This is a genomic window from Saccharopolyspora sp. NPDC002578 (assembly GCF_053592695.1).
In genome coordinates this window covers 34,148-57,017 of record NZ_JBSFWJ010000007.1, presented here as the reverse complement: position 1 = coordinate 57,017, position 22,870 = coordinate 34,148, and the positions used below count along the sequence as shown (strand labels likewise).

The following is a 22,870-nucleotide window of genomic DNA, read 5'->3' as shown; positions in this document are numbered from 1 at the left end:
GCCGCTCGACCACCGCGTGGAGGTGGAGACCGTTCCGATTAGGCTGGCCCGGTGACGCTGACGGCTCCACCCCGGCTGCTGCTGGTACACGCGCATCCGGACGACGAGACCCTCTGGACCGGCGGGACGATCGCGCGCTACGCGGCGCGCGGAGTGCAGGTCACCGTGGTGACCTGCACGCTCGGCGAAGAGGGCGAGGTCATCCCGGAGAGCCTGCGCGGACTGGCCGCGGACCAGGCCGATCAGCTCGGCGGCTACCGCGTCGGCGAGCTGCGGTCGGCCTGCGCGGCGCTGCGGGTGGCCGACCACCGCTTCCTCGGCGGGATCGGCCGCTGGCGGGACTCCGGGATGCTGTGGGAGGAACCGGGCCGAGCCGGGGCACTGCCCGCCGCCCACCCGCGCGCGTTCGCCGTCGGCGACCTCGCGGAGCAGACCGAGGCGCTCGCCGCCGTCCTGCGCGAGGTGCGGCCCCAGGTCGTGGTCACCTACGCCGCCGACGGCGGGTACGGCCACCCCGATCACGTGCGGGCCCACGACGTCACGATGGCCGCCGCGGCCGAGGTCGCGGACGTGCTCCGGGTGTTCCACGTCGTGCCGTCCCGCGACCGGCTCCGCGAAGGCCTGGCCGCGCTGGCCACGGCCGAGGCGCTGCCCTTCGACCTCCCCGGCGTCGACGACCTGCCGAGCGTGGCCGACGAGTCGATCACCACGGTGATCGACATCGCGGACCACCTGTCCGGCAAGATCCGCGCGCTGCGGGCGCACGGCACGCAGGTGCGGGTGTGGGTCGACGAGTGGAACAACGGCGAGGGCGTCGGCGCCTACGCGTTGTCGAACGACTTGGCGCAGCCCCTCTCGGACACCGAGCACTACGTGCTGGCCACGGGCGACCCGGCGGGTGGCGAGCACGACCTGTTCGGCGGACTCGGCGTGAGCGGGACCGAACCGGTGGCGCCGCGGTGACGGGCTACGACCGGCTGGTGTTCGGATTCCTGCTGCTCGACGCCGTGGTGCTGGCGCTGGTCGAGCTGCTGTTCCTGCCGCTGTGGATCGGCAGCGTGCCGTTCCCGATCACCACGGCCGTCGCCGCCGTGACGACTCCGCTGCTGGTCTCGGCCGCGGGACGGCTCTCGGCGAGCAGGCGGGTCGCGGGCGCGCCGCTGGTGGTGTGGTTCGCGACGATCTTCGTGTTCGGCCTCTTCGGTCCCGGCGGCGACGTCATGCTGCTGGGCAACGATTGGCGGACGCTGTTGCTGATCGGTGCGGGAACGCTGCCGTCGGCGATGATGCTCGGGATCGTCCTGGGCAGGCCTGCGGGGAAGTAGCGAGGTGCGGTCGTGGCCGAGGTGTTGACCGATGAACGCGTCGCGGTGGTGCTGCGCCCGTTCGTGCGCGCCACCACGCCGCTGCTGGACGTGCTGCGGCAGTCCGACCCGTTCCGGCTGCGCGGCCGGTTCGAGGACACGGCGGCCGAGGTCCAGGCCGAAGGCGCCGCCCCGGCCGGCGAGGCGACGACGGGCGATGACCAGCCGCAGCGGAGTTCACCGCACGATGCCGGAGCAGCCGACGGCCCGGGCGAAGGCGCCGGATCAGCCGAGCGTGCCGGTGCAGGCGACAGCGCAGGAGCAGCCGACGGCGCAGGAACAACCGCCGGTGGCGCCGGGGTGGCCGACGGCGCCGACGCGGACGGCGGGCGCGCGGGAACCGAGCACGAGCCGGACAAGGGACCGGGCCTGCTGCAGAAGATGCTGCGGCAGCTCGACGGCATGCGGCTGCCGGGCAGCTCGACCTGGGACGCGATGGGCGTGGACGAGCGCTGCGATTGGTGGGCGCAACGAGTGGGGCGGCTGGTCGCGGTCGTCGCGGGCCTGCCCCGGTTCGGTGGCGCGCTCACCTCGCGGCTGCCGATCCGCAACGCGCTCGGCTTGGCGGGCCAAGGCCTGGTCCTGTCGGCCATCGCGGCCGAGCACGGCGTCACCGACCACCCCACGCGGGTGCGGCTGATCGCGAAGGTGCTGCTGGACCGCGACCTCGCCGAGGACGTCGCCTCCGGGGCGCGCGGCGGAGCGCAGGCCGAGGAGGACGCGAAGACCGCGGAGCTGACCGAGGAGCTCGACGCCGCGGAGCGCTCCGGCGGCTCCCGGCTGAAGGCGGTCGTGCGCACGGTGTGGCGAATGGCACGTGCGCTCTGGGAGATCGACTCGGAGTTGGACAAACGCCCGCAGGGCCGCTTCTACCACGAGTGGCTCGGCAACGTACCGATCGTCGGTGTCGTAGGTGGTTACCTGGGCGAACGTTCCGCGCTGCGGCGCATCGGCAAGCTCGGCGCGAAGTGGTTGCGGGCCGAAGGCCACGCGGTGACGCGTCGGTGATCTAGGGGTTTACGGCGTTTACCGTCGTGGGCGGGCCGTCGTATGGTCGAATCGGGTCCCGTGCGGCGGGACCACCTTGGCCCGCCGCGCCGGGGCCGGGGGATACTGTCATCGGCCGGGTAGCGGAAGCCTGGTCCGGATCGAAAACAAGCAGGAGAGCAACCGTGACCTACGTGATCGCCGAGCCCTGCGTCGACGTGCTCGACAAGGCATGCATCGAGGAATGCCCTGTCGACTGCATCTACGAAGGCGGGCGGATGCTCTACATCCACCCCGATGAGTGCGTCGACTGCGGTGCTTGCGAACCGGTCTGCCCGGTGGAGGCCATCTACTACGAGGACGACGTCCCCGACGAGTGGGGCGCCTACACCAAGGCGAACGTGGACTTCTTCGACGAGCTCGGCTCGCCCGGCGGCGCGGCCAAGGTCGGCAAGGTCGAGAAGGACGTCGAGCCCGTGACCAGCCTGCCGCCGCAGGGAGAATGACCTCCGAGACGCATCCCGTGGACGGGGCGCACGCGCTGCGCGGCCCGCGACTGCCGGATTTCCCCTGGGATTCCTTGGCGGAGCAGACCGCGACGGCACGTGCGCATCCCGACGGGTTGGTGAACCTCTCGGTCGGCACGCCGGTCGATCCGGTGCCGGAGCCGTTGCGCGCGGCGCTGGCTTCGGTCTCCGACATCCCCGGCTATCCGGCCACGCACGGCACCCCCGAGCTGCGGGCCGCCGCGGTGGACGCGCTGCTGCGCAGGCACGGCGTGACCGTCGATCCCGCGGCGGTGCTGCCCACGATCGGTTCCAAGGAACTGGTCGCGTGGCTGCCGACGCTGCTGGGGGTGCGACCGGGCGACGTCGTCGCCATCCCGGACCTGGCCTACCCGACCTACGAGGTCGGCGCGAAGCTCGTCGGTGCCGAGGTGGTGCGGCTCGCTCCGGGCGAGACCCCGCCAGCCGGAACCGCGCTGGTCTGGCTCAACTCGCCGTCCAACCCGACCGGCCGGGTGCTCGACGCCGCCGAACTGGCGGCGTCGGTGCGGGCGGCGCGCGCAGCCGGGGCCGTGGTGGCCTCGGACGAGTGCTACCTGGAGCTCGGCTGGGAAGCCGAACCGGTGTCGGTGCTGCACCCCTCGGTGACCGCGGACCCCACCGGGATCTTGGCGGTGCACTCGCTGTCGAAGTCGTCGAACCTCGCGGGGTACCGCGCCGGGTTCGTCACCGGTGACCCCGACCTGGTCGGGCGCCTGCTGGAACTGCGCAAGCACGCGGGCATGATCATGCCGCGACCGGTGCAGCAGGCCATGACCGCCGCGCTGGCCGACGACGAGCACGTGGGCGTGCAGCGCGACCTGTACGCGGCTCGCCGCGCGGTCCTGCGGCCCGTGCTGGAAGCAGCCGGGTTCACCATCGAGCACTCGCACGGCGGCCTGTACCTGTGGGCGACGCGCGGAGCGGACGCCTGGGACACGGTGGGCTGGCTGGCGCAGCGCGGGATCCTCGTCGCGCCCGGCACGTTCTACGGCCCGGCCGGGCAGCGGCACGTCCGGATCGCGCTGACCGCCACCGACGAGCGGATCCAGGCGGCGGCGGACCGCTTGAGCTGAGCGCTCACACCTTCGCGGCAGTACCGCGCAGCTCCCGCCAGCTCTCGTGCCACTGCTCCCGGTGGGCGAGCCGGCGGGAGCGCTCGCGCTCGACCAGGCGACCGGCCACGAACGCGATCGCCGGGTCGGGAGCGGGGCCCCGGGCGGCGAGCAGGTCCAGCACCCGCCGTTCGGCGAGGCAGGCGTCCCGGTGTTCGCCGAGGACGTCCTGGAAGCGCTTCGCCGCGCCCAGCAGCTGCCGCATCGGTTTGCCGAGCACCGGTTCGGCGAGTTCCGCGGTGTAGCGCAGCCGTTTGCCGAGGATGCGCAGTTCGTGCAGCTCCGCGTCGGTCGGGTCGGTGCCGATCTCGTCGACGGTGCGCCGCACCCGCCGGTACTGCTTGGCGACCAGCGCGCGGAGCTCGCGCGGCCCGCAGTGCTCGACGTCCGAGGCGGGCAGCGGGCGTTGCACGGCGTCGACGAGCGCGTCGATCAGCGCTCGGTGGCGTTGCCCGTCCAGCGCGATCACCAGCGACTCCCGGGCGGCCCGGTGCTCGATCTCCAGCGGGCCGAACAGCAGGGCCGCGGATTCCCGTTGCGCCGCCTCGAAATCCGAGGCCTCGCCGCGCAGCCGGCCCAGCAGCACGTCCAGGTCGCGGACCTCGCCGAGTTCGCGGCCGAGCCAGCCCAGTTCCTCGCGCAGCGGTTCCGACCAGCGCTGGTCGAGGAACGGTCCGGCGGACTTGAGCACCGCTCGCATCCGGCGGACCGAGACGCGCATCTGGTGCAGCCGCTCGGGTTCCTCGCCGCTTCGCGCGCCGGGCTCGTGCTCCAGCAGCGTGCGCAGCCGGGCGTCCAGCGCGGCGCGGACGTGCTGGGCGATCGGGTCGGTCCGGCCCGCCACCACGGGTTCTGGTGGCAGGCCGGACGTGCCGAAGGGGCGGTTCATACCACCAGTGTCACCGATTCCGGACCGGTGAACCCCCGTCGTTCGGTGGTCGAATCGAGCCGCGCGGCCGGTCAGTCGTTCGCGTGCAGCGCCGCGTTCAGCTCGACCTTGCCGCCGGAGCGCGGCCGGACCTCCACGGTGCCGGTGCCGGAGTTGCGCAGGAACAGCAGGCCGTTCGAACCGGAGAGCTCGCGAGCCTTGGTCAGCGTGCCGTCCGGCAGCGAGACCTTGGTGCCCGCGGTGACGTACAGCCCGGCCTCCACGACGCAGTCGTCGCCGAGGGTGATGCCGACGCCGCCGTTGGCGCCGATCAAGCAGCGCTCGCCGATGGAGATGATCTCCTTGCCGCCGCCGGAGAGGGTGCCCATCACCGAGGCGCCGCCGCCGATGTCGGAGCCGTCCCCGACGACCACGCCTGCCGAGACGCGGCCCTCGATCATGGAGGCGCCGAGCGTGCCCGCGTTGAAGTTCACGAAGCCCTCGTGCATCACGGTGCTGCCGCTGGCCAGGTGCGCGCCGAGCCGAACCCGGTCGGCGTCGCCGATGCGCACGCCGGAGGGCATCACGTAGTCGACCATGCGGGGGAACTTGTCCACGCTGTAGACGGTGACCGGGCCGCGCGCCCGCAGGCTCATCCGGGTGGCCTCGAACCCTTCGACCGGGCAGGGGCCGTGGTTGGTCCACACGACGTTGGACAGCAGCCCGAACATGCCGTCCAGGCTCTGCCCGTGCGGGCGGACCAGGCGGTGCGAGAGCAGGTGCAGGCGCAGGTAGAGGTCGTGGGTGTCGGCGGGCTGGTCGGAGAGCCTGCCGATCTCGGTGCGCACGGCGACGACGTCCACACCGCGGGCGTCGTCGCGGCCGAGCAGCGCGGCCCCGGCCGCGCCCAGGGAGTTCGCCGCTTCCTCGGCGCTGAGCCGGGTGCTGCGGGATTCGCCGGGCTCGCCGAGCTTGACGGTGGGGAACCACGTGTCCAGCACGGTGCCGTCATCGGTGACGGTGGCCAGGCCGACGCCGTGGGCGCCGGTGGTCTGCGGGTCGGGTGTCTGCGCGCTCATGCGAAAAACGGTAATCGGCGCATTCCGGCACCGCCCTCCAGGGGTCGGCTCGTCCGGGCGCTCGTGCACTGTTCGTGATCGTGCGATTGCCCACCGCAGCGGCGAATTCCGCCGCGACCAGTGTCCATCGTGGACTTCCGGAGTGGCGTTGATCACTCCCGTGTCGCGGCGGCGGGCCGGACCGGCGGCCGGGTAGCCTGCCTGGGGTGACCGCGCCCTTGGATCTCCGTGCCGAGCCCGTCGAGCTGACCGCCGCGCTGGTGGACATTCCCAGCGTCTCCGGTGACGAGCGGCGCATCGCCGACGCCGTCGAGCACGCGCTGCGCACCCAGGCCCCGCACCTGGAGGTCGTGCGCAGCGGTGAAGCCGTGCTCGCCCGCACCCACCTGGGGCGGGACTCGCGGGTGCTGCTCGCCGGGCACCTCGACACGGTGCCGATCAACGACAACCTGCCGTCGCGCCGCACCGGCTCCGGCGACGACGAAGTGCTGCACGGGTGCGGAACCGTGGACATGAAGGGCGGCGACGCCGTCCTGCTGCACGTGGCGGCGACCCTGCCGGAACCGCGCCACGACCTCACGTTCCTGTTCTACGACTGCGAGGAGATCGCGGCCGAGCGCAACGGGCTCAACCGGATCGAACGGGACCTGCCGGACTGGCTGCAGGGCGACCTTGCCATCGTCGGCGAACCCTCCAACGCCACCATCGAAGCCGGCTGCCAGGGGACGCTGCGCGTGGAGATCCGCACCAGCGGCACCCGCGCGCACACGGCGCGCGCGTGGATGGGCGACAACGCCATCCACGCCGCCGAGCCGATCCTGCGGCGGCTGCTCGACTACACCCCGCGCGAACCGGTGATCGACGGCCTGCAGTACCACGAGGGGCTGCAGGCGGTCCGGATCGAAGGCGGTGTGGCGGGCAACGTCGTTCCGGACTCGTGCGTGGTGGCGGTCAACCACCGCTTCGCCCCGGACAAGTCCCTGGCCGAGGCGGAAGCCCACGTCCGCGAGGTGTTCGACGGCTTCGACGTGACCGTCGTCGACGCCTCCGGGGGTGCGTTGCCCGGCTTGGGGTCGCCCGCTGCCGCGGAGCTCGTCGCCGCGGCCGGTGGGGAACCGGTGGCGAAGCTGGGCTGGACCGATGTCGCGAGGTTCGCCGCGCGGGGACTGCCCGCGGTGAACTTCGGCCCCGGTTCGCCGACTCTGGCGCACACCCAGCAGGAGAACGTGCCCACCGCCGACATCCGCCACTGCGCCGACGTCCTCACCCGCTTCCTGCGCTGAGGCCGCCCCGCCGGGTCAGCGGCCGCTCGGTGAGCCGAGGTCCTGCGCGGGAGCTCCGGGCAGGATCCTGGCGTCGTGCACCGCAGGCATCCCCTCGACGTCCGGTACGCCCGCCGGTTCGGGGACCTGGGCGATCGCGTCCGGGGCCGTGTCCGGGGCTGCGGGCTCGTCCTGCGCCGTCGTGGCCTGCTGCGAGCCCTGGACGTGCTCGACGAAGCGGAGCAGCTCCACCGGGAACGGCAGGACCAGCGTCGAGTTCTTCTCCGCCGCGACCTCCACCACCGTCTCCAGCAGGCGCAGCTGGAGCGCGGCGGGCGCATCGGCCATGACCCCGGCGGCGTCGGAGAGCTTGCGCGAAGCCTGGTACTCGCCGTCGGCGGCGATGATCCGGGAGCGCCGTTCCCGCTCCGCCTCCGCCTGCCGGGCGATGGAGCGCTTCATCGACTCCGGCAACGACACGTCCTTGATCTCCACCCGGTCGATGTGCACGCCCCAGTGCAGCGCCGGACTGTCGATCATGACTTCGAGGCCCTCGTTGAGCCGCTCCCGGTTGGAGAGCAGGTCGTCGAGGTCGCTCTTGCCGATGATCGAACGCAGCGAGGACTGGGCGACCTGGCCCATCGCGAACAGGTAGTCCTCGACGTTCACCACGGCCCGAGCCGGGTCGGTGACGTTGAAGTACACCACCGCGTCCACCCGCACCGTGATGTTGTCGCGGGTGATGCCCTCCTGCGCGGGCACCGGCATGGTGATGATCTGCAGGTTCACCTTCCGCAGCCGGTCCACCACCGGAACGATGAAGGTGAGGCCCGGCCCGCGCACGGACTCCTGCAGCCGGCCGAAGCGGAACACGACTCCGCGCTCGTACTGCGTAATGATCTTCGCGGCGGAACCGGCGCAGAGCACGGCGATGGCCAGAACGATGACGAGCAGCTCGATGAGCATGGCGGCCCCCAACCTGGATCCGCGGCCTCGGTGCCGCCGACCTGCGCCGGACGGGCACCAGTCGGGTCGTCGTACTGCTCACGGTACGCCTCGGGTCCACCCCGGTCCGAGCGTTCCGCCGCAGGTCGGCGGGGCCATGGCCGCTCGGCGCGGCGAGTCCCGCGCCGACACGGCACCACGTGGTCACCGGCGCGGAACCCGGAGTTCTCCCGCAGGTGCTTACCCTCGTTCCATGACCATCGAGGGCTCACCCAACGGCGCGGAGCGCCCGCAGGAGAAACGACGCGGACCGGTCGTGCTGCGCCGCTCCCGGCTGCACGAATCGACGACCACCGACCAGCGCCTGCTGGACTCGCGCGGCCCGACCGACTGGGTGCACACCGACCCCTGGCGGGTGATGCGCATCCAATCCGAGTTCGTGGAGGGGTTCGGCGCGCTGGCCGAGGTGCCGCGCGCCGTGACGGTCTTCGGTTCCGCCCGCACCCCGCGCGAGCACCCGGAGTACGAGATCGGCAGGCGGCTCGGCGCGGCGATGGCCGACATCGGGTGCGCCGTCATCACCGGCGGCGGCCCCGGCACCATGGAAGCCGTCAACCGCGGCGCCTCCGAAGCGGGCGGGCTCTCGGTCGGACTCGGCATCGAGCTGCCCTTCGAGCAGGGGCTCAACCCGTGGGTTGATCTCGGGGTGAACTTCCGATACTTCTTCGCCCGGAAGACGATGTTCATCAAGTACGCCCAGGGCTTCATCTGCCTGCCGGGCGGCTTCGGCACGATGGACGAGCTGTTCGAGGCCCTCACCCTGGTGCAGACCAAGAAGGTCACCAAGTTCCCCGTCGTGCTGTTCGGACGTTCCTACTGGCAGGGCCTCTACGACTGGGTCCGGGACACCATGCTGGCGTCCGGCAAGGTCGGCGAGAAGGACCTGGCCCTGCTGCACCTGACCGACGACGTGGAGGATGCCGTGCGCATCGTGGAAGAGGCATATCAAGCATGGGAGGACGCGCATTGAGCGAGCAGGAGACCACCGGGGCAGCGGTGTGCGTGTACTGCGCATCCGGGCCGGTGGACCAGCGCTACCTCGACCTCGCGGCGGAGGTCGGCAGCGGCATCGCCAAGCGCGGCTGGACGCTCGTCTCCGGTGGTGGCCGGGTGTCCATGATGGGTGAGGTGGCCAGGGCGACCCGCGCTGGCGGCGGCCGTTCCGTCGGGGTCATCCCGCGCGCTCTGGTGGACCTGGAGGTCGCCGACGACGACGCGGACGAACTGCTCGTCGTCGACACGATGCGGGAGCGCAAGGGCCTGATGGACGCGCACGCCTCGGCGTTCCTCGCGCTGCCCGGCGGCATCGGCACCTGCGAGGAGCTGTTCGAGGTGTGGACCTCCCGCTACATCGGCATGCACAGCAAGCCGGTGGTGATCCTCGACCCCGACGGGCACTACCGCGGGATGCTGGACTGGGTGCGCGGCCTCGTCGCCGACGGGTTCGCCTCGCAGCGCTCGCTCGACGCGCTGACGATAGTCACCGAGGTGGACGCGGCACTCGACGCGTGCGCCTGACCGGCTGTCTTCGATCTCGAAGTGAGGTCGTCGTCTTGTCAGCGGCGGAGCCGCTGAGCAGTGACCACCAATGCAAGAAGACCAACCGCTGAGGTTCCGCTGAACGACCCGCTGCTCAAGCCGAGATCGAACACGGGCAGTACGGCGGCGTGCCAGGATCGGGGCATGACGTCTCAGCCCGCGATGCGGTTCGGTGACAAGGACGTGGCCGCGGACCGCGCGCTGGTCATGGCGATCGTCAACCGCACCCGCGACTCGTTCTTCGACCGCGGCGCCACCTTCGCCGCCGAGGCCGCGCTGGCCGCCGTGGACGCCGCGGTCGAGGACGGCGCCGACATCGTCGACATCGGCGGCGTCCGCGCCGGAGCGCAGGGCGAACGGGTCGACGCCGACGAGGAGTCCCGCCGGGTCGTGCCGTTCGTGGCCGCGGTTCGGCAACGGCATCCCGAGCTGGTCATCAGCGTCGACACCTGGCGCGGCGAGGTCGCCCGGCGGGTGTGCGAGGCGGGCGCCGACCTGCTCAACGACACCTGGGCCGGGGCGGACCCTGAGGTGGCGCGGGTCGCCGCCGAGTTCGGCGTGGGCGTCGTGTGCTCGCACACCGGAGGGCTGCCGCCGCGCACCGACCCGTACCGGGCGCGCTACTCGGACGTGGTCGCGCAGGTCGCCGCGGAACTGGTTGAACGCGCCGAGCTCGCCGTCTCGCTCGGGGTGCCGCGCGCCGGGGTGCTGATCGACCCGACGCACGACTTCGGCAAGAACACCTGGCACGGGCTGGAACTGGTCCGGCGGATCGGTGAGCTCGTCGACACCGGGTGGCCGGTGCTGATGGCGTTGTCGAACAAGGACTTCATCGGCGAGACCCTCGACGTCGAGGTCTCCGAGCGGCTGGAGGGCACGCTGGCGGCGACCGCCGTCGCGGCCTGGTCCGGCGCGCGAGTGTTCCGCGCGCACCAGGTCGCGGCGACCCGGCGCGTGGTGGACATGGTCGCCGCCGTCGCCGGGACCCGGCCGCCGAGCCAGGTGCTGCGCGCCCTGGCCTGACCGCGCCGGAGGGTCAGAAGGCGTCGTCGATCATGCGGCCGGTCGCGGCCACCGGCAGCGCCGCGTCGAGCTCGCGCAGCAGCGGTGCGAGCCGCAGCCAGCGGGACCGCACCCGCGGCCGGCTCGGGTACGGGCGGTTGATCTCCTGGGCGAGCTCGTCGATGCGCCACTGCGCCTCGTCGAGTTCGAGTCCGGTGGCGGGCAGCTGGTGCACCGCCTCGACCAGCGCGGCGATCCGCACCCGCAGATCTTCGAGGCCGGACCGGACGGACAGGGCGCTCTGCGGCGCCGGGTCGGCGTCGGGCTGGTTCCTGGGAGACGGCAGGATGACCTCCCGTTCGTCGATCGAACCGGGAGCGTGTCGTTCGCTGTCGTCGCGCACGCCGACCTCCTGCCTGCTCGTCGGCACGCGCCCGCGGGGGCGCGCCTGGTGATCCGCAGTGTGGGCCGCCGAACCGCCGCGATGAGTCCCTTGTGAATCGATCCACTCGTTCGGCCGAGCAATGCCCCACGAACGGGGCCGTGGTTCACCGCGGCCGATCACGAACCGCGATCTCCCGCGCCACCTCTTCGGACCATCGGCGCAGCATTCGTCCGAGGAGGCCGCCCGCCATGCGGGTGAGTGATCCAATTCACGCCTGGGAGAATCGGGAAAGGACCAACGGCCCCTTGTGCCCGGACGGTGACAGTGGTGGGAAATGACCGTAGAGTCGCTACCTGTGAAGGCTGATGCGCTCCGCGGCCACCTTGATGCCCTGCTGCTCGCCACGCTCGATGGCAGACAGCTGCACGGCTACGCGATCATCGAGGCGTTGCAGCAGCGCAGCGGTGGTGCACTGGACCTGCCGACGGGCACCGTCTACCCCGCGCTGCGCCGGTTGGAGCGCGCGGGCTACGTGAGCAGCGCGTGGAGCACGGTCGGCGGCAGGCAGCGCCGTACCTACCGCCTCACCCAGTCCGGAGTCGAGACGCTGCACTCGGAGCGCCGGGCGTGGCGCGAGTTCACCTCCGCCATCGAGGGCGTGCTCGAAGGCAAGGTCATCCCTTCCCAGGCCTCCGCCAAGACCTGACGCCAGCGCACGGACGGGTGATGCGACCGAGTCCGCGCACATCGAGGTCTGCTGCCGCCGAGCACGGGCGCCGTGCCACGATCGGAGCGTGGCTAGTGCGCTGATCTACCTGTTCGTCGTGCTCGTGGTCGCCGCGGTGATCTACCTGCTCGCTGCCCTGGTCTTCGGGCGGGGGGAGCAGCTGGAGGCGCTACCGCCCGGCGCGACGCCGACCAGATTGCCCGCCGTCGACGTCGAAGGCGCCGATGTGCGCTCGCTGCGGTTTCAACAGGTCGTGCGCGGGTATAAGGCTGCCGAGGTGGACTGGGCGCTGGAGCGGCTGGCCAACGAGGTCGACGACCTGCGCGGCCAGGTCGCCGTCCTGCAGCGGCAGCTGGACGTCGCGGGCGAGCAGCTGCAGCGGGCCCGGGCGGTGGACCGGGAGGAGTGAGTCGGGTGGGCAACGCGCAGCTACGGCTGGAGGTGCCGGTGCGCGCCGCACCGGAGCAGGTGTGGGCGGCGGCGACGGACTGGCCGCGGCAGGGCGAGTGGATGCTGGGCACCACGGTGCACGTGGTCAGCGGTGACGGTGGTCGCGGTACGACGCTGGCCGCGTTCACCGGACTGCGCGGCGTCGGCTTCCTGGACACGATGGAGATCATCGAGATGCGGGTGCCGCTGTGCTGCCGGGTGCGCCACACGGGGGCGTTGGTCTCCGGTGAGGGCGGCTTCCGGGTGATCGCGCGCGGCGAGTCGGACGAGTCGACGTTCGTGTGGTGGGAGGACCTCGCGACGCCTGCCGGGACCGGGATGATGTGGCCGGTGGTGCGGCCCGCCTTCACCTGGGGGCTGCGGCGGTCGCTGGACCGGTTCGCCGAGTTCTGCGCGGAGTACCCGGCTCTCGCCCGGTGAGCGAGGGCCGTCCGCCGCCGTCGAGCGGGGCGAACGGCCCTGGAAGGCTCAGTGGCCGGTGAAGTTCGGCTTGCGCTTCGCGACGAAGGCCGCCACCGCTTCGCGGTGATCGGCGGTCTGGCCCGCCTCGATCTGCGCGCCCGCCTCCACGTCGAGGGCCTCGTCGAGCCCCTCCGCCGCTGCGGCGCGCATCGTTTCCTTGATCCGCGCGTAGGCGCTGGTGGGGCCGGTGGCCATGCGTCCGGCGAGTTCCATCGCCGCCTCGGTGGCGTGGCCCGCGTCGACGACCCTGTTGACCATGCCGATGCGCAGGGCCTCCTCGGCCGCGACCGGCTCCGCGAGCAGCATCAGCTCCATCGCCCGCCCGTAGCCGATCAGGCGCGGCAGCGTCCAGGACGCGCCGGAATCCGAGGACAGGCCCACGTTGGCGAAGGCCATCAGGAACTTGGCGTCCGCGGCGGCGATGCGCAGGTCGCAGGCGAACGCCAGCGAGGCGCCCGCGCCCGCGGCGCTGCCGTTGACCGCGGCGATGATCGGCTTCGGCATGGTCGCCACCGCGCGGATCAGCGGGTTGTAGTGCTCCTCGACCGTCCGCAGTGGAGTGGGATCGTCCGACTCCAGCATCGCGATGTGCTCTTTGAGGTCCTGGCCCGCGCAGAAGGAACGTCCCGCACCGGTGACCACCACCGCCCGCACCGCGTCGTCGGCCGCGGCCTCGCGCAGCGCCGCGGTCAGCGCGAGCTTGAGCTCCACGGTGAGCGCGTTGAACGACTCCGGCCGGTTCAGCGTGATCAGCCGCACGCCACCGGTGTCCTGAGTCAGCAGTACATCCGACACTTCTCGCCCTTTCGTCGCTTGAGGTGTGCGGGCCGCGGGCACTCTGACCAGCGCATCCACAGTGGACTGCGCACGGGGAGTGCCGGCGCGATCACGGTGCGCATCTCGGGAACGGTCCTGATGGGACGGTCGACCGGAAATGCAGCAATGGCAGCACGACGCTCGCACGAATGGCCGTGCTGCGAGCCGAAAAGTCCCGAACATGCCCGCACGAAGGCTGAGTCTGCCACCCGCCGCCGGTATTCGACCAGCGCAAGAGCGACACGAGTTGATCGGTTCGGTTTCGCGGCTGCGTCCGGATGGGGGAGAATGGAACCGGACCCGACTGATTGTGGGCGATCAGCGGGTGGGAAGAGTTCACGGAGGGAGCACGCTATGGCGGCCATGAAGCCCCGGACCGGTGACGGTCCCCTCGAGGTGACGAAGGAGGGTCGCGGAATCGTAATGCGCGTCCCCCTTGAGGGCGGTGGGCGGCTCGTCGTCGAGATGTCGGTGGAGGAGGCAACGAACCTGGGCGAGGCCCTGGAATCTGTCACCGGCTGAGGCCGCTGCGCAAGCGATCGGCGTGCACCCGATCGTCGCCGGCCCTGGCATCCGAGGTCGATGCCGGGGCCGGTATCCGTGGAGTGGCCGAGACGGCCTTTTCTTTGAGTGCGGGAAGGATTTCAATCCGTGTCCGATTCCTCGGTGTTCGGCTCGTCGCGGACCCCGGAGCACGCGGTGCTCCCGGTGATCCCGACGGCACTGGTCGAAGTGGACGTGGTCTCGCGGTGGCGGGACGGCGTTCCGGCGGCGGTGCCGGTGTTCGACGGGGCCTCCGGGCCTGACCTGGCCGCGGCCGCCGAACCGTGGGGCGTGGACCCCTCGCTGCTGGAGGCGCTGGGCGTCACGGCCACCGTGGGCGATGTGCGCACGGTTCCGCTGCCGGACGGGCGTTTCGGCTGGGTGGTCGGCGCCGGTTCCGGCGTCGGCCGGTGGCGTTCCATCGGCGCGTCGATCGCGCGGGCGGCGCGCGCCCGGCTCGGCGAGGGCATCGCGGAGGACGACGCCGACCCGGCGGACCTCGGCGACGCGGCGGAAGCGGAGTACGTCCAGGTGCGGTTGCCCGCGGACGCCGATGCCGAGCTCGTCTCGGCGTTGACGCTCGGGTTGTCGCTGGGCGACTACCGGTTCCGGGTGTCGGCCGAACCGGCCGCGCCGCGGATGCGCAAGGCTTTATTGGTGGTGCCCGACGGGGTCGACCCGGCGGAGCTGCGCGCCGCCGCGGCCCGCGCGCACGAGTGGGCCGCGGCGACCTCGTTGGCCAGGGACCTGGCCAACGCACCTTCGAACGTGAAGAACCCGGTGTGGCTCGCCGGCGCGGGCACCGAACTCGCGGGACCGCTGCCGGGTGTCACGGCGACGGTCCGCGACGAGAAGTGGTTGGCGGACAAGGGCTTCGGCGGTGTGCTCGCGGTCGGCGGCGGCTCGGTGAGCCCGCCGCGGCTGCTGGAGCTGACCTGGCGGCCGGAGGGCGTGAAGTCCGGCCCGCACCTGGTGCTGGTGGGCAAGGGGATCACGTTCGACACCGGCGGGATCTCGATCAAGCCCGCCGACGGGATGCACTTGATGCGCACCGACATGGCCGGTGGCGGCGCGGTGCTCAGCGCACTGCTGTCCATCGCCCGGCTGCGGTTGCCGGTGCGGGTGACGGCGCTGGTGCCGTCCGCGGAGAACCACGTCTCCGGCAGCAGCTACCGGCCGGGCGACGTGGTGCGCCACTACGGCGGCAAGACCACCGAGGTCGCCAACACCGACGCCGAAGGCCGGATGGTCCTCGCGGACGCGCTGGCCTACGCGGTGCAGCGCCACGAGCCGGACTTCATCGTCGACGTCGCCACGCTGACCGGGGCGATGAAGGTCGCGCTGGGGCTGCGCACCGGTGGACTGTTCGCCACCGACGAGAAGCTGGAGCGCGCGCTGCGCGAGGCCGGCGAGCGCGTCGGCGAGTCCTGGTGGCGGATGCCGCTGCTGGAGGACCACGCCGCGGACGTGCAGGGCGAGCTCGCCGACGTGCGCCAGGCGCCGCAAGGACCGGGTGGCATCACGGCCGCGTTGTTCCTGCGCGAGTTCGTCGGCGCGGTGCCGTGGGCGCACCTGGACATCGCCGGGCCGGGGCGTGCGGACAAGGCCTACGACGACGTCGTCCCGGGCGCGACGGGATTCGCGGCCAGGACCCTCGTGGAGCTCGCCGCCTCGCTGGCCGAGTGACACCGCTGATGTCCGAGTGATCCCGTGGCGGGCGTGATCCGCCGCGGGATCATTCGCATCCGGCCGGTGGGTCTCCGCGGGTGATCGCGTGCTCGCGGAAGGCGTGCACGGCGGGAGGCGGGGTGCGGTGGGCCGGCCAGGCGATGCCGACGGTGCGGTGCGCGGCCGGGCTCAACGAGATCTCCGCGGTGCCCGCCACCGCACCGCCCAGCGCCCTGGGCAGCACGGTGACGCCGAGACCCGCCGCGACCAGTCCGCGCACGGTGTCGACCTCCTCGCCCTCCCACGCGGTCCGCAGCGCCACGCCCGCCGCGCCGGCCAGTTCGGTGACGATGCGCCGCAGCCCGTAGCCGGAGCTCAGCAGCGCGAAGTCCTCACCCGCGAGGTCGGCCAGCCGGACGCTCGTGCGCCCGGCGAGGCGGTGGTCGGTGTGCACGACCGCGACCAGTTCGTCGCGCGTCACCGGGCTCGCCTCCCACTCCGGGCCGGACGGCATCGGCGAGACCAGGCAGAGATCGAGCCTGCCGTCCCGCGCCCCGGTCAGCAGCTCGTCGCGCGCACCTTGGACCAACCGGAACCGCACTCCGGGATGGTCGGTCCGGAAGCTCCTGATGAGTTCGGGAACGAGGGCGCCGCCCATGGTGTGCTGGAAGCCGAGTGCCACCCGTCCCCGGTCCGGATCGAGTTCTTCCACGACTTCGCGGCACCGGTCGGCCAGTTCGCGGTAGGCGTCGTCGGCGGCGGCAGCCAGCTTCGCCCCGGTGCGGGTGAGCCGCACGCCGCGCCCGTCTCGCGTCACGATCTCGGTCCCGAGGCGATCGGCGAGCCGGGCGAGGGTGCGGCTTACGGTGGGTTGCGGGATGCCGAGCCGGTGGGCCGCCCGTGTGAGATGCCCCTCCGCCGCGACGGTGCGCAGCAGGTTCAACGTCGGGGCCAGATCCGCGGTGAGCTGGGCGGCGTCCAGCGATCCATCTGATTCATGCGTCACGGCATGGATTGTCGATGTTCGATGAATTGGACGCATTAGTTAGCGTTGCTTACCGTCGCCCACGTGCTCACCGATGACCTGAACCGGATCCGGCGCATCCGGCTCGCACTGCTGGCAGGCGCCCTGGCCTTGTTCGCGCTGCTGTACGCGCCGCAGCCGGTGCTGCCGCAGTTCGCCGAGTCGTTCGCGCTGGCCCCTGGCACCACGGCGCTGCTGGTCTCCGCGGGCACGCTGGGCCTGGCGGTGGCCGCGATCCCGCTCGGCACGCTGTCCGAGGTGTTCGGCAGGCGGCGGATCATGGTGTGCTCGCTGCTGCTGGCGGAGGCCATCGGGCTGCTGCTGCCCTTCGTGGCCCACTTCCCGCTGCTGGTGGCGTTGCGCCTGGTGCAGGGAGCCGCGGTCGCGGGCATCGCGGCCGTCGCCGCCGCCTACCTCGCCGACGAGACCGGCGGCCGGGACCTCGGGACCACGATGGGCCTCTACGTCGCGGGCACCACGATCGGCGGCATGTCCGGGAGGTTGCTCGGCGGCATCGCCGGTGACTTCGCGGGCTGGACCGGCGGGCTCGCGGCGGTCGCCGCGCTGGCCGGGATCTGCACGGTCGCGTTCGTCCTGCTGCTGCCTCGGGAGCGCCACCAGCGGCGCCAGGAACTGCGCTGGACACCGCTGCTGACCGGGGTGCGCGCCGCCGCGACCGATCCGGCTCTGCGGCCCCCGTTCCTGGTCGCCGCGCTCGGCATGGGGTCGTTCGTCGCGGTCTACAACGTGCTGGGCTTCCGGCTCGTCGAGCCGCCGCTGTCGGTGCCGCCCGCGCTGGCCGCTCTCGCGTTCCTGGCGTACGCCGCGGGCACCGTCACCTCGGCGCTGGCCGGGCGGCTCGCGGACCGCTGGGGGCGGCGCCCGGTGCTGCTGGCCGGACTGGGCACGGCGGTCCTGGGGCTGCTGCTGATGCTCGGCGGGAACCTGGTGGTGATCCTGACCGGGCTCGTGGTGTTCACCGGCGGGTTCTTCGCCGCCCACTCGGTGGCCAGCGGCTGGGTCGGACTGCTCGCGTCACCTTCGGCGCGCGGGCAGGCCTCCGCGATGTACCAGCTCGCCTACTACGGCGGCAGCAGCGTCGGCGGGGTGCTCGGCGGCGTGGCCTACGCGGCGTGGGGCTGGGCGGGCATGACCGCCGTGCTCGGTTGCTGGCTGGTCCTCGCCGCGGTGCCGGTGCTGCGCAGTCGGCGAGCTCGGACGGTGGGCGCCGCCGCGCCGGAACCCGAGGCTCAGGTGGCGTCCGAGTCGTAAGGCGGCCGTTCCCCCGGAGCGAGCGGTGTCTGCGGCTGGGACTGCGGCTTGGGCGGAGTGGAAGTCGACCCGTTGTTGCCGTTGCTGCCGTTGTTGCCGTTCAGCGGCGGGTTCAGCGGGTTCTCGCCGTCCAGCAGGTGCTTGGTCACCGCCGTGCGGGGGTTGAAGTCGCGGATGCCGCGCAGGTCTTCGAGGGGCTTGCGGAGGTCGTCGAACTCCGGTCCCAGCTCGGAGCGCAGCTGATCGCGCGCGCCCGTCGCGTACTCCTTGACCTGGCGGATCGTGCGGCCCAGCCACGCTGCGCCCTCCGGCAACCGGTCCGGGCCGAGGATGAACAGACCGGCGACGATGAGGACCAGGATCTCACCCCAGCCGATGCTGTCGAACACCTCGGATCACCTTTCACTCCATGCCGTGCGCGTCGCGCTCCGCCAGCCTACCCACCCGGACGGACCTTGCGGAAACGCCACTTTTCCCAACTGGATGCGCATTCAGCGCAGCGCCACGTCCAACACCAGCTCACGGCCCTGCCGCACCACGGTCACCGGGACCGTTCTGCCCACGGGATAGCGGTCCACGGCCACCACGAGCTCGTCCGCGGTGCTGACCTTCCGGTCGCCCACCCGGATGATCACGTCGCCCTCGGCGATGCCCGCCGCCGCCGCGGAGCCGTTGTCCCGCACGTTGAGCACCTGGGCGCCGTCGGTCGTGCCGTCGTTGACGGACTTGGCGTTGACCCCGAGGTCGGCGTGCACGGCCCTGCCACCGCGGATCAGCTCCTGGGAGATGCGCCGCACGTCGTCGATGGGGATGGCGAACCCGAGGCCGATCGAGCCGCCCTCACCGCCGGAGCCGATGGTGCGGATGCCGCTGTTGATGCCGACCACCGCACCGTTGCCGTCGACCAGCGCACCACCCGAGTTGCCGGGGTTGATCGCCGCGTCGGTCTGGATCGCGTCCACCACCGCGTTGGTGTCGGTGCCTTCCCCGGCCAGCCGCACCGGCCGGTTCACCGAGCTGACGATGCCGGTGGTCACGGTGCTCGCCAGCCCCAGCGGGGAGCCCACGGCGATCACCTGGTCGCCCACGGCCAGATCGGCGGAGCGCCCCAGCTGCGCGACGGTCGGGTTGGCCACCTCGACCTTGATCACCGCGAGGTCGGTCTTCACGTCCCGCCCCACGATCCGGGCGGGCACCCGGCTGCCGTCGCTGAAGACCGTGGAGACCCTGGCGCCCGGGGTGTCCGCGGCCATCGACACGACGTGGTTGTTGGTGACGATGTAGCCGTTGCCGTCGATCACCACGCCGGAGCCGCTGCCGCCCTGCGCGCCGACGTGCACTTCCACCGAGACCACGGCGGGCACGATGCGGTGGGCGACGCCCGCGACGCCGCCGCTGGGGCGTTCCATGCCGGGTTCGACCTCGGCCAGCGTCACGTCCGGGTTGGTCAGCGGGTTGCCCTCCTCGGCGGTGATGCGGCCGACGAAGCCGCCGACACCGGCCAGCAGCACCGCGACTCCGGCGAGCGCGGCGAGCGAGCGGGGGCGCACCCGGCGCCCGAACAGGACCTCGCGGGCGCTCAGCAGCGGGCCGGGGCCGGGTTCGGCGTCGGGTTCGGCGGCCTCCTCGGGCAGCGCGGGCGGCCCGATCACGGAGCTCGCCGAGGGGTTGCGCCACGGGTCCCGGTCGCCGCGGTCGTTCCAGAACGTCGCGGGCTGCTCGGTGGTGGTCGCGGGCGGGGTCTCGCCGGGCTCGCGCTGCAGCGAATCGGGCGTGCCCTGGGGGCGGCCGAAGGCCTTGGTCAGCGCGTCCGGCGGTGGTGGTGCCTGCTCGACGCCCGAGCCCGGCCGTCGGGAGGCGTCGGGGTGGAAGCTGCCGGACACGCCGCTGGGCCTGCCGAACGTCCGGGCCTGCGCGGGGTCGACGTCGGGGCGCTGCGTCGGGCGTGCCCCGAGGCGCTGCGGGTCGTCCTGCTGAGCGGCGGCGGGCTGGTGCCCCGGTCCGGCGGGGCCCGCCGGGTTCGGCGGCGAGGTCTCGTGCGGTTCGGAAGGCCCGTTGCCGGTCCGCGCCACCGGCCGCTCGCCGCCGGTGCCGGGGCGCTGGAAGTCTTCGGCGGGGACCCCGCGCGCGGGCGCTGCGGAGCCCTGCTGCCACGGGTGCAGCGCCTGCTCGCGCGGCGCGCCGCCGGTGGGGAAGGTGCCGTCCTGGTCGCCGTGCGGACGGGTCCGATCAGGCCGCACCGGGTCGGATCCCTGCGCGGGTTTCCTCGGTTGCTCGCTCATCGCTCCCCGGACCTGCGAAGTCGTCGACACATCGGCATGCGAGTGGATCACATGAAGGTGGCGTCCCGCGCACCGGTACCGGTGGTGGGCGTCCACCGCACATCCTGCCCAGCATCAGGTGAAGTCCGCGTAGGTGCCCGCTCGCACACCGGATTCGCCCGGGGCGAGGTGGTTCAGGGCTGGACGGAGGCCGAGATCAGCGGCGAGCCCGACGGCGTCGCCGGAGCGTCCGAGCTGGGGAAGGCCGCCGATTCGGACGGCGGAGGCGGGGCCGGGGCGTCGCGCGGCGGCTCGCTCAGCCGGGCGGAGGCCGGGATCATCGCCGAGTCGTAGGCCTCGCCGGGGTGCGGCATCGGGCCCGCGTCGGTCGGGGGGAGCTGCTCGTCGGGAACGCTCACCAGGGCCAGCGCACCGAGCACCAGCCCGGAGAACACCACGCCCGCACCCGTTCGCCTACCGCGCCCGGCGCGCTGGTCCGGCGACGTCGCGCCGAGCGGGGTGCTCGTGCCCATCGGCTGCTGGCCGCCGCCGAGCGGAGTGGTGGAGCCGAGGGCGGCTCCGGAACCGAACCGGCCGGGTCGTGCTCCCGGGTTGACCGCGACGAGCTGCCCGTCCTCGGTCAGCGCCAGCCCGTCGGGCTGGGCGGGCAGCTCAGCGCTCGACGGTATCGCCTGGAGGGCCTGGAGCAGGCCCGCCGAGACGGAAGGGGCGGGTGCGGAGCGCACCGCCGTGCGCGCCTGCCGTTGCGCCGCGGCGTCCGCCGCGCAGGCCGGACACCGGGCGAGGTGGGCGGCGGCGCGGTCGTGGGCGTTGGCGGTGAGCTCTCCGTCCACGAATGCCACGAGCGCGTCCAGCGCGAGGTGCTGTTCGGACAGCCCCCACCCTCGCCGAGCCGTCATGCCGACTCCTCCCGAGCCTGTTCCCGCCGAGCTTCCAACGTGGCCTTCAACATCTGCCTGCCGCGGTGGATCCTGCTGCGCACAGTACCGAGCTTCACCCCGAGGGTGGTTCCGATCTCCTCGTAGGAGAGTCCTTCGACGTCGCAGAGCACGACGGCCGCGCGGAACTCCGGCGGCACCTCGTCCAGCGCGGCCTGCAGGTCCGGGTCGAGGTGCGTCTCGTAGAACACCTGCTCCGGGCTGGGGCCGGTGCTCGGCAGCCGGTCGGTGTCCTCGGGCAGGCCTTCCATCCGCAACCGCGAACGGCGGCGGGCCATGTCGAGGAAGAGGTTCGTGGTGATCCGGTGCAGCCAGCCCTCGAACGTCCCCGGCTTGTAGGACGCCAGCGAGCGGAAGACGCGGATGAACGTCTCCTGCGTGAGGTCCTCGGCGTCGTGCTGGTTGCCGCTGAGCCGGTACGCGAGCCGGTAGACCCGGTCGGCGTGCTCGCGGACGACCTCGTCCCAGGACGGTGGCGTCCACTCCGCATCCGAGACGGGTGCGGCGGCGACGGTGTTCTGGTCCGCTCGAACGGCCGGACTCATCGACTGTGTTGGCATCGGACGTGGAGCCACCTCCTGCGGCTGGTGCACAAGGGGAACGAACTCGCCCGCCGCTTTGTTCCCGGTGAAGGTCCGGAGCGGGTGGTGCGCAGCGCGTTCCGCGGTGTCGCCGCTATCGCTGAGGGCGTGGTCCGCCCTCGATTCGCCCTCCACTCTCGCGCGCGCTCGTGAGGGACGGATGAAAGAGCGCTGAGAGCAGCCTGAGAACCTGACTTTCACCTGATCGGCGCAAGACCGGCGGGTTCACGGAAACAGGCGTCTAACGATGTGCCGAAACAGGACAACCGAACCGGCCCGCGAAGATAATCTTGCGACTCGTGATACCCGAGACGTCGATCGGCACCGGTCCGCTGGACCGGCCGGGCAGCATGCTCGGCGACGCCCGCGGATCCATCGGGCCCGTGACCGACCCAGCGCACGACACCATCGATGCGTCCGTCGGCGCCGCGCTGCGGTTCCTGGCGACCGTGCTGCGCGCCAAATCCGTCGTCGAGGTGGGCTCCGGCACGGGCGCCTCGGCGAGCTGGCTGCTCAGCGGCATGGTGCCCGAGGGCGTGCTGACCTCCATCGACGTCGACGCGTCGGCCCAGCACATCGCCCGCGAGGCGTTGGCCGCGCAGGGCGTGGCGCGCGGTCGCACCCGGTTCATCGCCGGGCTGGCCGAGCGGGTGCTGCCGAAGCTCACCGAGGACGCCTACGACCTGGTGTTCGTCGACGCCATGCCCAGCCGGTACCCGATGTTCCTGGAGCTCGGCGCGCCGCTGCTGCGGCCGGGCGGAGCGATCGTGTTCGCCGGTCCGGTCGATGCGACCCAGCACCAGGAGCCCCGCGCGCAGGCGGTGCGGGAGCTGATCAGGGCCGTGCGGGCCGACGAGTCGCTGGTGCCGGTGGCGCTGCCCGTCGGCGACGGCCTGCTGGCCATCGCGCGCTCCTGACGGTCGCGGCGCGCTCACCTGACGCCTCCACGAGCAGCG

The 22,870-nt window shown here is 72.5% G+C and carries 26 protein-coding genes; 16 read left to right on the top strand and 10 right to left on the bottom strand.

Annotated features, from left to right (window positions below; translation table 11 throughout):
- Window positions 1-51: 51 nt before the first annotated feature.
- The 5 genes from mshB (at window position 52) to dapC (ending at window position 3,972) form a co-directional block, all read left to right on the top strand.
- Complete coding sequence (mshB, locus tag ACWD38_RS05880) at window positions 52-963, top strand: N-acetyl-1-D-myo-inositol-2-amino-2-deoxy-alpha-D-glucopyranoside deacetylase (RefSeq protein WP_450123455.1); 912 nt, start codon at window positions 52-54, stop codon at window positions 961-963.
- Entirely contained in the window at window positions 960-1,325 is a 366-nt protein-coding gene (locus ACWD38_RS05875) for a hypothetical protein (RefSeq protein ID WP_184476942.1), read from the top strand. Before mshB ends, ACWD38_RS05875 begins: the two co-directional genes overlap by 4 nt.
- 12 nt (window positions 1,326-1,337) lie before the next feature.
- Window positions 1,338-2,372 carry a hypothetical protein gene (locus ACWD38_RS05870; RefSeq protein ID WP_450123454.1) on the top strand — a complete coding sequence of 345 codons (1,035 nt, stop codon included), beginning with the start codon at window positions 1,338-1,340 and terminating at the stop codon, window positions 2,370-2,372.
- Between the two features lie 164 nt (window positions 2,373-2,536).
- Window positions 2,537-2,857: a ferredoxin gene (gene fdxA, locus ACWD38_RS05865; RefSeq protein WP_184476945.1), complete on the top strand. Its 321-nt coding sequence runs from the start codon at window positions 2,537-2,539 to the stop codon at window positions 2,855-2,857.
- Entirely contained in the window at window positions 2,854-3,972 is a 1,119-nt protein-coding gene (gene dapC, locus ACWD38_RS05860) for a succinyldiaminopimelate transaminase (protein ID WP_450123453.1), read from the top strand. The genes fdxA and dapC overlap by 4 nt, the downstream gene beginning before the upstream one ends.
- A gap of 4 nt (window positions 3,973-3,976) precedes the next feature.
- Here the strand turns inward: dapC and ACWD38_RS05855 are convergent, their stop codons facing one another.
- Both ACWD38_RS05855 and dapD read right to left on the bottom strand, forming a co-directional pair.
- The gene (locus ACWD38_RS05855; protein ID WP_184476949.1) at window positions 3,977-4,900 is read right to left on the bottom strand and encodes a CHAD domain-containing protein; all 924 of its coding nucleotides are present in this window, start codon (window positions 4,898-4,900) and stop codon (window positions 3,977-3,979) included.
- 71 nt (window positions 4,901-4,971) lie between these two features.
- Entirely contained in the window at window positions 4,972-5,958 is a 987-nt protein-coding gene (dapD, locus tag ACWD38_RS05850) for a 2,3,4,5-tetrahydropyridine-2,6-dicarboxylate N-succinyltransferase (protein ID WP_450123452.1), read from the bottom strand.
- 206 nt (window positions 5,959-6,164) lie between these two features.
- Between dapD and dapE the strand changes: the two genes are divergently transcribed.
- Window positions 6,165-7,241: a succinyl-diaminopimelate desuccinylase gene (gene dapE / locus ACWD38_RS05845; protein WP_184476953.1), complete on the top strand. Its 1,077-nt coding sequence runs from the start codon at window positions 6,165-6,167 to the stop codon at window positions 7,239-7,241.
- 15 nt (window positions 7,242-7,256) lie between these two features.
- On the opposite strand, the gene ACWD38_RS05840 is transcribed toward dapE, so the two are convergent.
- Window positions 7,257-8,186, bottom strand: coding sequence for a slipin family protein (locus tag ACWD38_RS05840; protein ID WP_450123451.1), 930 nt, complete (start codon window positions 8,184-8,186; stop codon window positions 7,257-7,259).
- 232 nt (window positions 8,187-8,418) lie between these two features.
- On the opposite strand from ACWD38_RS05840, the gene ACWD38_RS05835 reads away from it, so the two are divergent.
- From ACWD38_RS05835 to folP, 3 genes are all read left to right on the top strand, one after another.
- On the top strand, window positions 8,419-9,195 hold the full coding sequence (locus tag ACWD38_RS05835) for an LOG family protein (protein WP_184476957.1): 777 nt from the start codon (window positions 8,419-8,421) through the stop codon (window positions 9,193-9,195).
- The gene (locus tag ACWD38_RS05830) at window positions 9,192-9,743 is read left to right on the top strand and encodes an LOG family protein (protein WP_246456660.1); all 552 of its coding nucleotides are present in this window, start codon (window positions 9,192-9,194) and stop codon (window positions 9,741-9,743) included. Before ACWD38_RS05835 ends, ACWD38_RS05830 begins: the two co-directional genes overlap by 4 nt.
- Before the next feature lie 165 nt (window positions 9,744-9,908).
- Window positions 9,909-10,787, top strand: coding sequence for a dihydropteroate synthase (gene folP / locus ACWD38_RS05825; RefSeq protein ID WP_246456661.1), 879 nt, complete (start codon window positions 9,909-9,911; stop codon window positions 10,785-10,787).
- A 13-nt stretch (window positions 10,788-10,800) separates the two neighbouring features.
- Here the strand turns inward: folP and ACWD38_RS05820 are convergent, their stop codons facing one another.
- Entirely contained in the window at window positions 10,801-11,169 is a 369-nt protein-coding gene (locus ACWD38_RS05820) for a hypothetical protein (RefSeq protein ID WP_184476961.1), read from the bottom strand.
- Window positions 11,170-11,506: 337 nt separating this feature from the next.
- On the opposite strand from ACWD38_RS05820, the gene ACWD38_RS05815 reads away from it, so the two are divergent.
- From ACWD38_RS05815 to ACWD38_RS05805, 3 genes are all read left to right on the top strand, one after another.
- Window positions 11,507-11,857 carry a helix-turn-helix transcriptional regulator gene (locus ACWD38_RS05815; protein ID WP_184476963.1) on the top strand — a complete coding sequence of 117 codons (351 nt, stop codon included), beginning with the start codon at window positions 11,507-11,509 and terminating at the stop codon, window positions 11,855-11,857.
- A gap of 88 nt (window positions 11,858-11,945) precedes the next feature.
- Window positions 11,946-12,287 carry a DivIVA domain-containing protein gene (locus ACWD38_RS05810; protein ID WP_184476965.1) on the top strand — a complete coding sequence of 114 codons (342 nt, stop codon included), beginning with the start codon at window positions 11,946-11,948 and terminating at the stop codon, window positions 12,285-12,287.
- A gap of 5 nt (window positions 12,288-12,292) precedes the next feature.
- Window positions 12,293-12,748 carry an SRPBCC family protein gene (locus ACWD38_RS05805; RefSeq protein WP_184476967.1) on the top strand — a complete coding sequence of 152 codons (456 nt, stop codon included), beginning with the start codon at window positions 12,293-12,295 and terminating at the stop codon, window positions 12,746-12,748.
- A 48-nt stretch (window positions 12,749-12,796) separates the two neighbouring features.
- Here ACWD38_RS05805 and ACWD38_RS05800 read toward each other — a convergent pair whose 3' ends face one another.
- Window positions 12,797-13,585 (bottom strand): enoyl-CoA hydratase-related protein, encoded by a 789-nt coding sequence (locus ACWD38_RS05800; RefSeq protein WP_184476969.1) that lies wholly within the window; start codon window positions 13,583-13,585, stop codon window positions 12,797-12,799.
- 375 nt (window positions 13,586-13,960) lie between these two features.
- Here ACWD38_RS05800 and ACWD38_RS05795 point away from each other — a divergent pair, with 375 nt between their 5' ends.
- On the top strand, window positions 13,961-14,128 hold the full coding sequence (locus ACWD38_RS05795) for a DUF3117 domain-containing protein (protein WP_184476971.1): 168 nt from the start codon (window positions 13,961-13,963) through the stop codon (window positions 14,126-14,128).
- Between the two features lie 129 nt (window positions 14,129-14,257).
- Window positions 14,258-15,835: a leucyl aminopeptidase family protein gene (locus ACWD38_RS05790; RefSeq protein ID WP_343071184.1), complete on the top strand. Its 1,578-nt coding sequence runs from the start codon at window positions 14,258-14,260 to the stop codon at window positions 15,833-15,835.
- 49 nt (window positions 15,836-15,884) lie between these two features.
- Here the strand turns inward: ACWD38_RS05790 and ACWD38_RS05785 are convergent, their stop codons facing one another.
- Window positions 15,885-16,823, bottom strand: coding sequence for a LysR substrate-binding domain-containing protein (locus ACWD38_RS05785; protein ID WP_184476973.1), 939 nt, complete (start codon window positions 16,821-16,823; stop codon window positions 15,885-15,887).
- Window positions 16,824-16,886: 63 nt separating this feature from the next.
- On the opposite strand from ACWD38_RS05785, the gene ACWD38_RS05780 reads away from it, so the two are divergent.
- Window positions 16,887-18,113, top strand: a complete 1,227-nt coding sequence (locus ACWD38_RS05780; RefSeq protein WP_343071185.1) for an MFS transporter — start codon at window positions 16,887-16,889, stop codon at window positions 18,111-18,113.
- On the opposite strand, the gene tatB is transcribed toward ACWD38_RS05780, so the two are convergent.
- From tatB to sigE, 4 genes are all read right to left on the bottom strand, one after another.
- A complete protein-coding gene (tatB, locus tag ACWD38_RS05775; RefSeq protein ID WP_184476975.1) occupies window positions 18,092-18,502 on the bottom strand; it encodes a Sec-independent protein translocase protein TatB in 411 nt (136 codons plus the stop codon). The two genes, ACWD38_RS05780 and tatB, sit on opposite strands and share 22 nt — an antisense overlap.
- A 102-nt stretch (window positions 18,503-18,604) precedes the next feature.
- On the bottom strand, window positions 18,605-20,395 hold the full coding sequence (locus tag ACWD38_RS05770) for a trypsin-like peptidase domain-containing protein (RefSeq protein ID WP_184476977.1): 1,791 nt from the start codon (window positions 20,393-20,395) through the stop codon (window positions 18,605-18,607).
- 173 nt (window positions 20,396-20,568) lie between these two features.
- The gene (locus ACWD38_RS05765) at window positions 20,569-21,294 is read right to left on the bottom strand and encodes a zf-HC2 domain-containing protein (protein WP_184476979.1); all 726 of its coding nucleotides are present in this window, start codon (window positions 21,292-21,294) and stop codon (window positions 20,569-20,571) included.
- On the bottom strand, window positions 21,291-21,878 hold the full coding sequence (sigE, locus tag ACWD38_RS05760; protein WP_184484686.1) for an RNA polymerase sigma factor SigE: 588 nt from the start codon (window positions 21,876-21,878) through the stop codon (window positions 21,291-21,293). The genes ACWD38_RS05765 and sigE overlap by 4 nt, the downstream gene beginning before the upstream one ends.
- A 335-nt stretch (window positions 21,879-22,213) precedes the next feature.
- Here sigE and ACWD38_RS05755 point away from each other — a divergent pair, with 335 nt between their 5' ends.
- Window positions 22,214-22,831 (top strand): O-methyltransferase, encoded by a 618-nt coding sequence (locus tag ACWD38_RS05755; RefSeq protein ID WP_343071186.1) that lies wholly within the window; start codon window positions 22,214-22,216, stop codon window positions 22,829-22,831.
- Window positions 22,832-22,870: the final 39 nt, after the last annotated feature.

Excerpts from the sequence above, each read along its gene's own strand:
- ACWD38_RS05840 (WP_450123451.1), bottom strand. The coding sequence starts at position 8,186 with ATGCTCATCGAGCTGCTCGTCATCGTTCTGGCCATCGCCGTGCTCTGC.
- ACWD38_RS05765 (WP_184476979.1), bottom strand. The coding sequence starts at position 21,294 with ATGACGGCTCGGCGAGGGTGGGGGCTGTCCGAACAGCACCTCGCGCTG.
- dapC (WP_450123453.1), top strand. The coding sequence starts at position 2,854 with ATGACCTCCGAGACGCATCCCGTGGACGGGGCGCACGCGCTGCGCGGC.
- ACWD38_RS05770 (WP_184476977.1), bottom strand. The coding sequence starts at position 20,395 with ATGAGCGAGCAACCGAGGAAACCCGCGCAGGGATCCGACCCGGTGCGG.
- sigE (WP_184484686.1), bottom strand. The coding sequence starts at position 21,878 with ATGAGTCCGGCCGTTCGAGCGGACCAGAACACCGTCGCCGCCGCACCC.
- folP (WP_246456661.1), top strand. The coding sequence starts at position 9,909 with ATGACGTCTCAGCCCGCGATGCGGTTCGGTGACAAGGACGTGGCCGCG.
- ACWD38_RS05795 (WP_184476971.1), top strand. The coding sequence starts at position 13,961 with ATGGCGGCCATGAAGCCCCGGACCGGTGACGGTCCCCTCGAGGTGACG.
- ACWD38_RS05835 (WP_184476957.1), top strand. The coding sequence starts at position 8,419 with ATGACCATCGAGGGCTCACCCAACGGCGCGGAGCGCCCGCAGGAGAAA.
- ACWD38_RS05855 (WP_184476949.1), bottom strand. The coding sequence starts at position 4,900 with ATGAACCGCCCCTTCGGCACGTCCGGCCTGCCACCAGAACCCGTGGTG.
- dapD (WP_450123452.1), bottom strand. The coding sequence starts at position 5,958 with ATGAGCGCGCAGACACCCGACCCGCAGACCACCGGCGCCCACGGCGTC.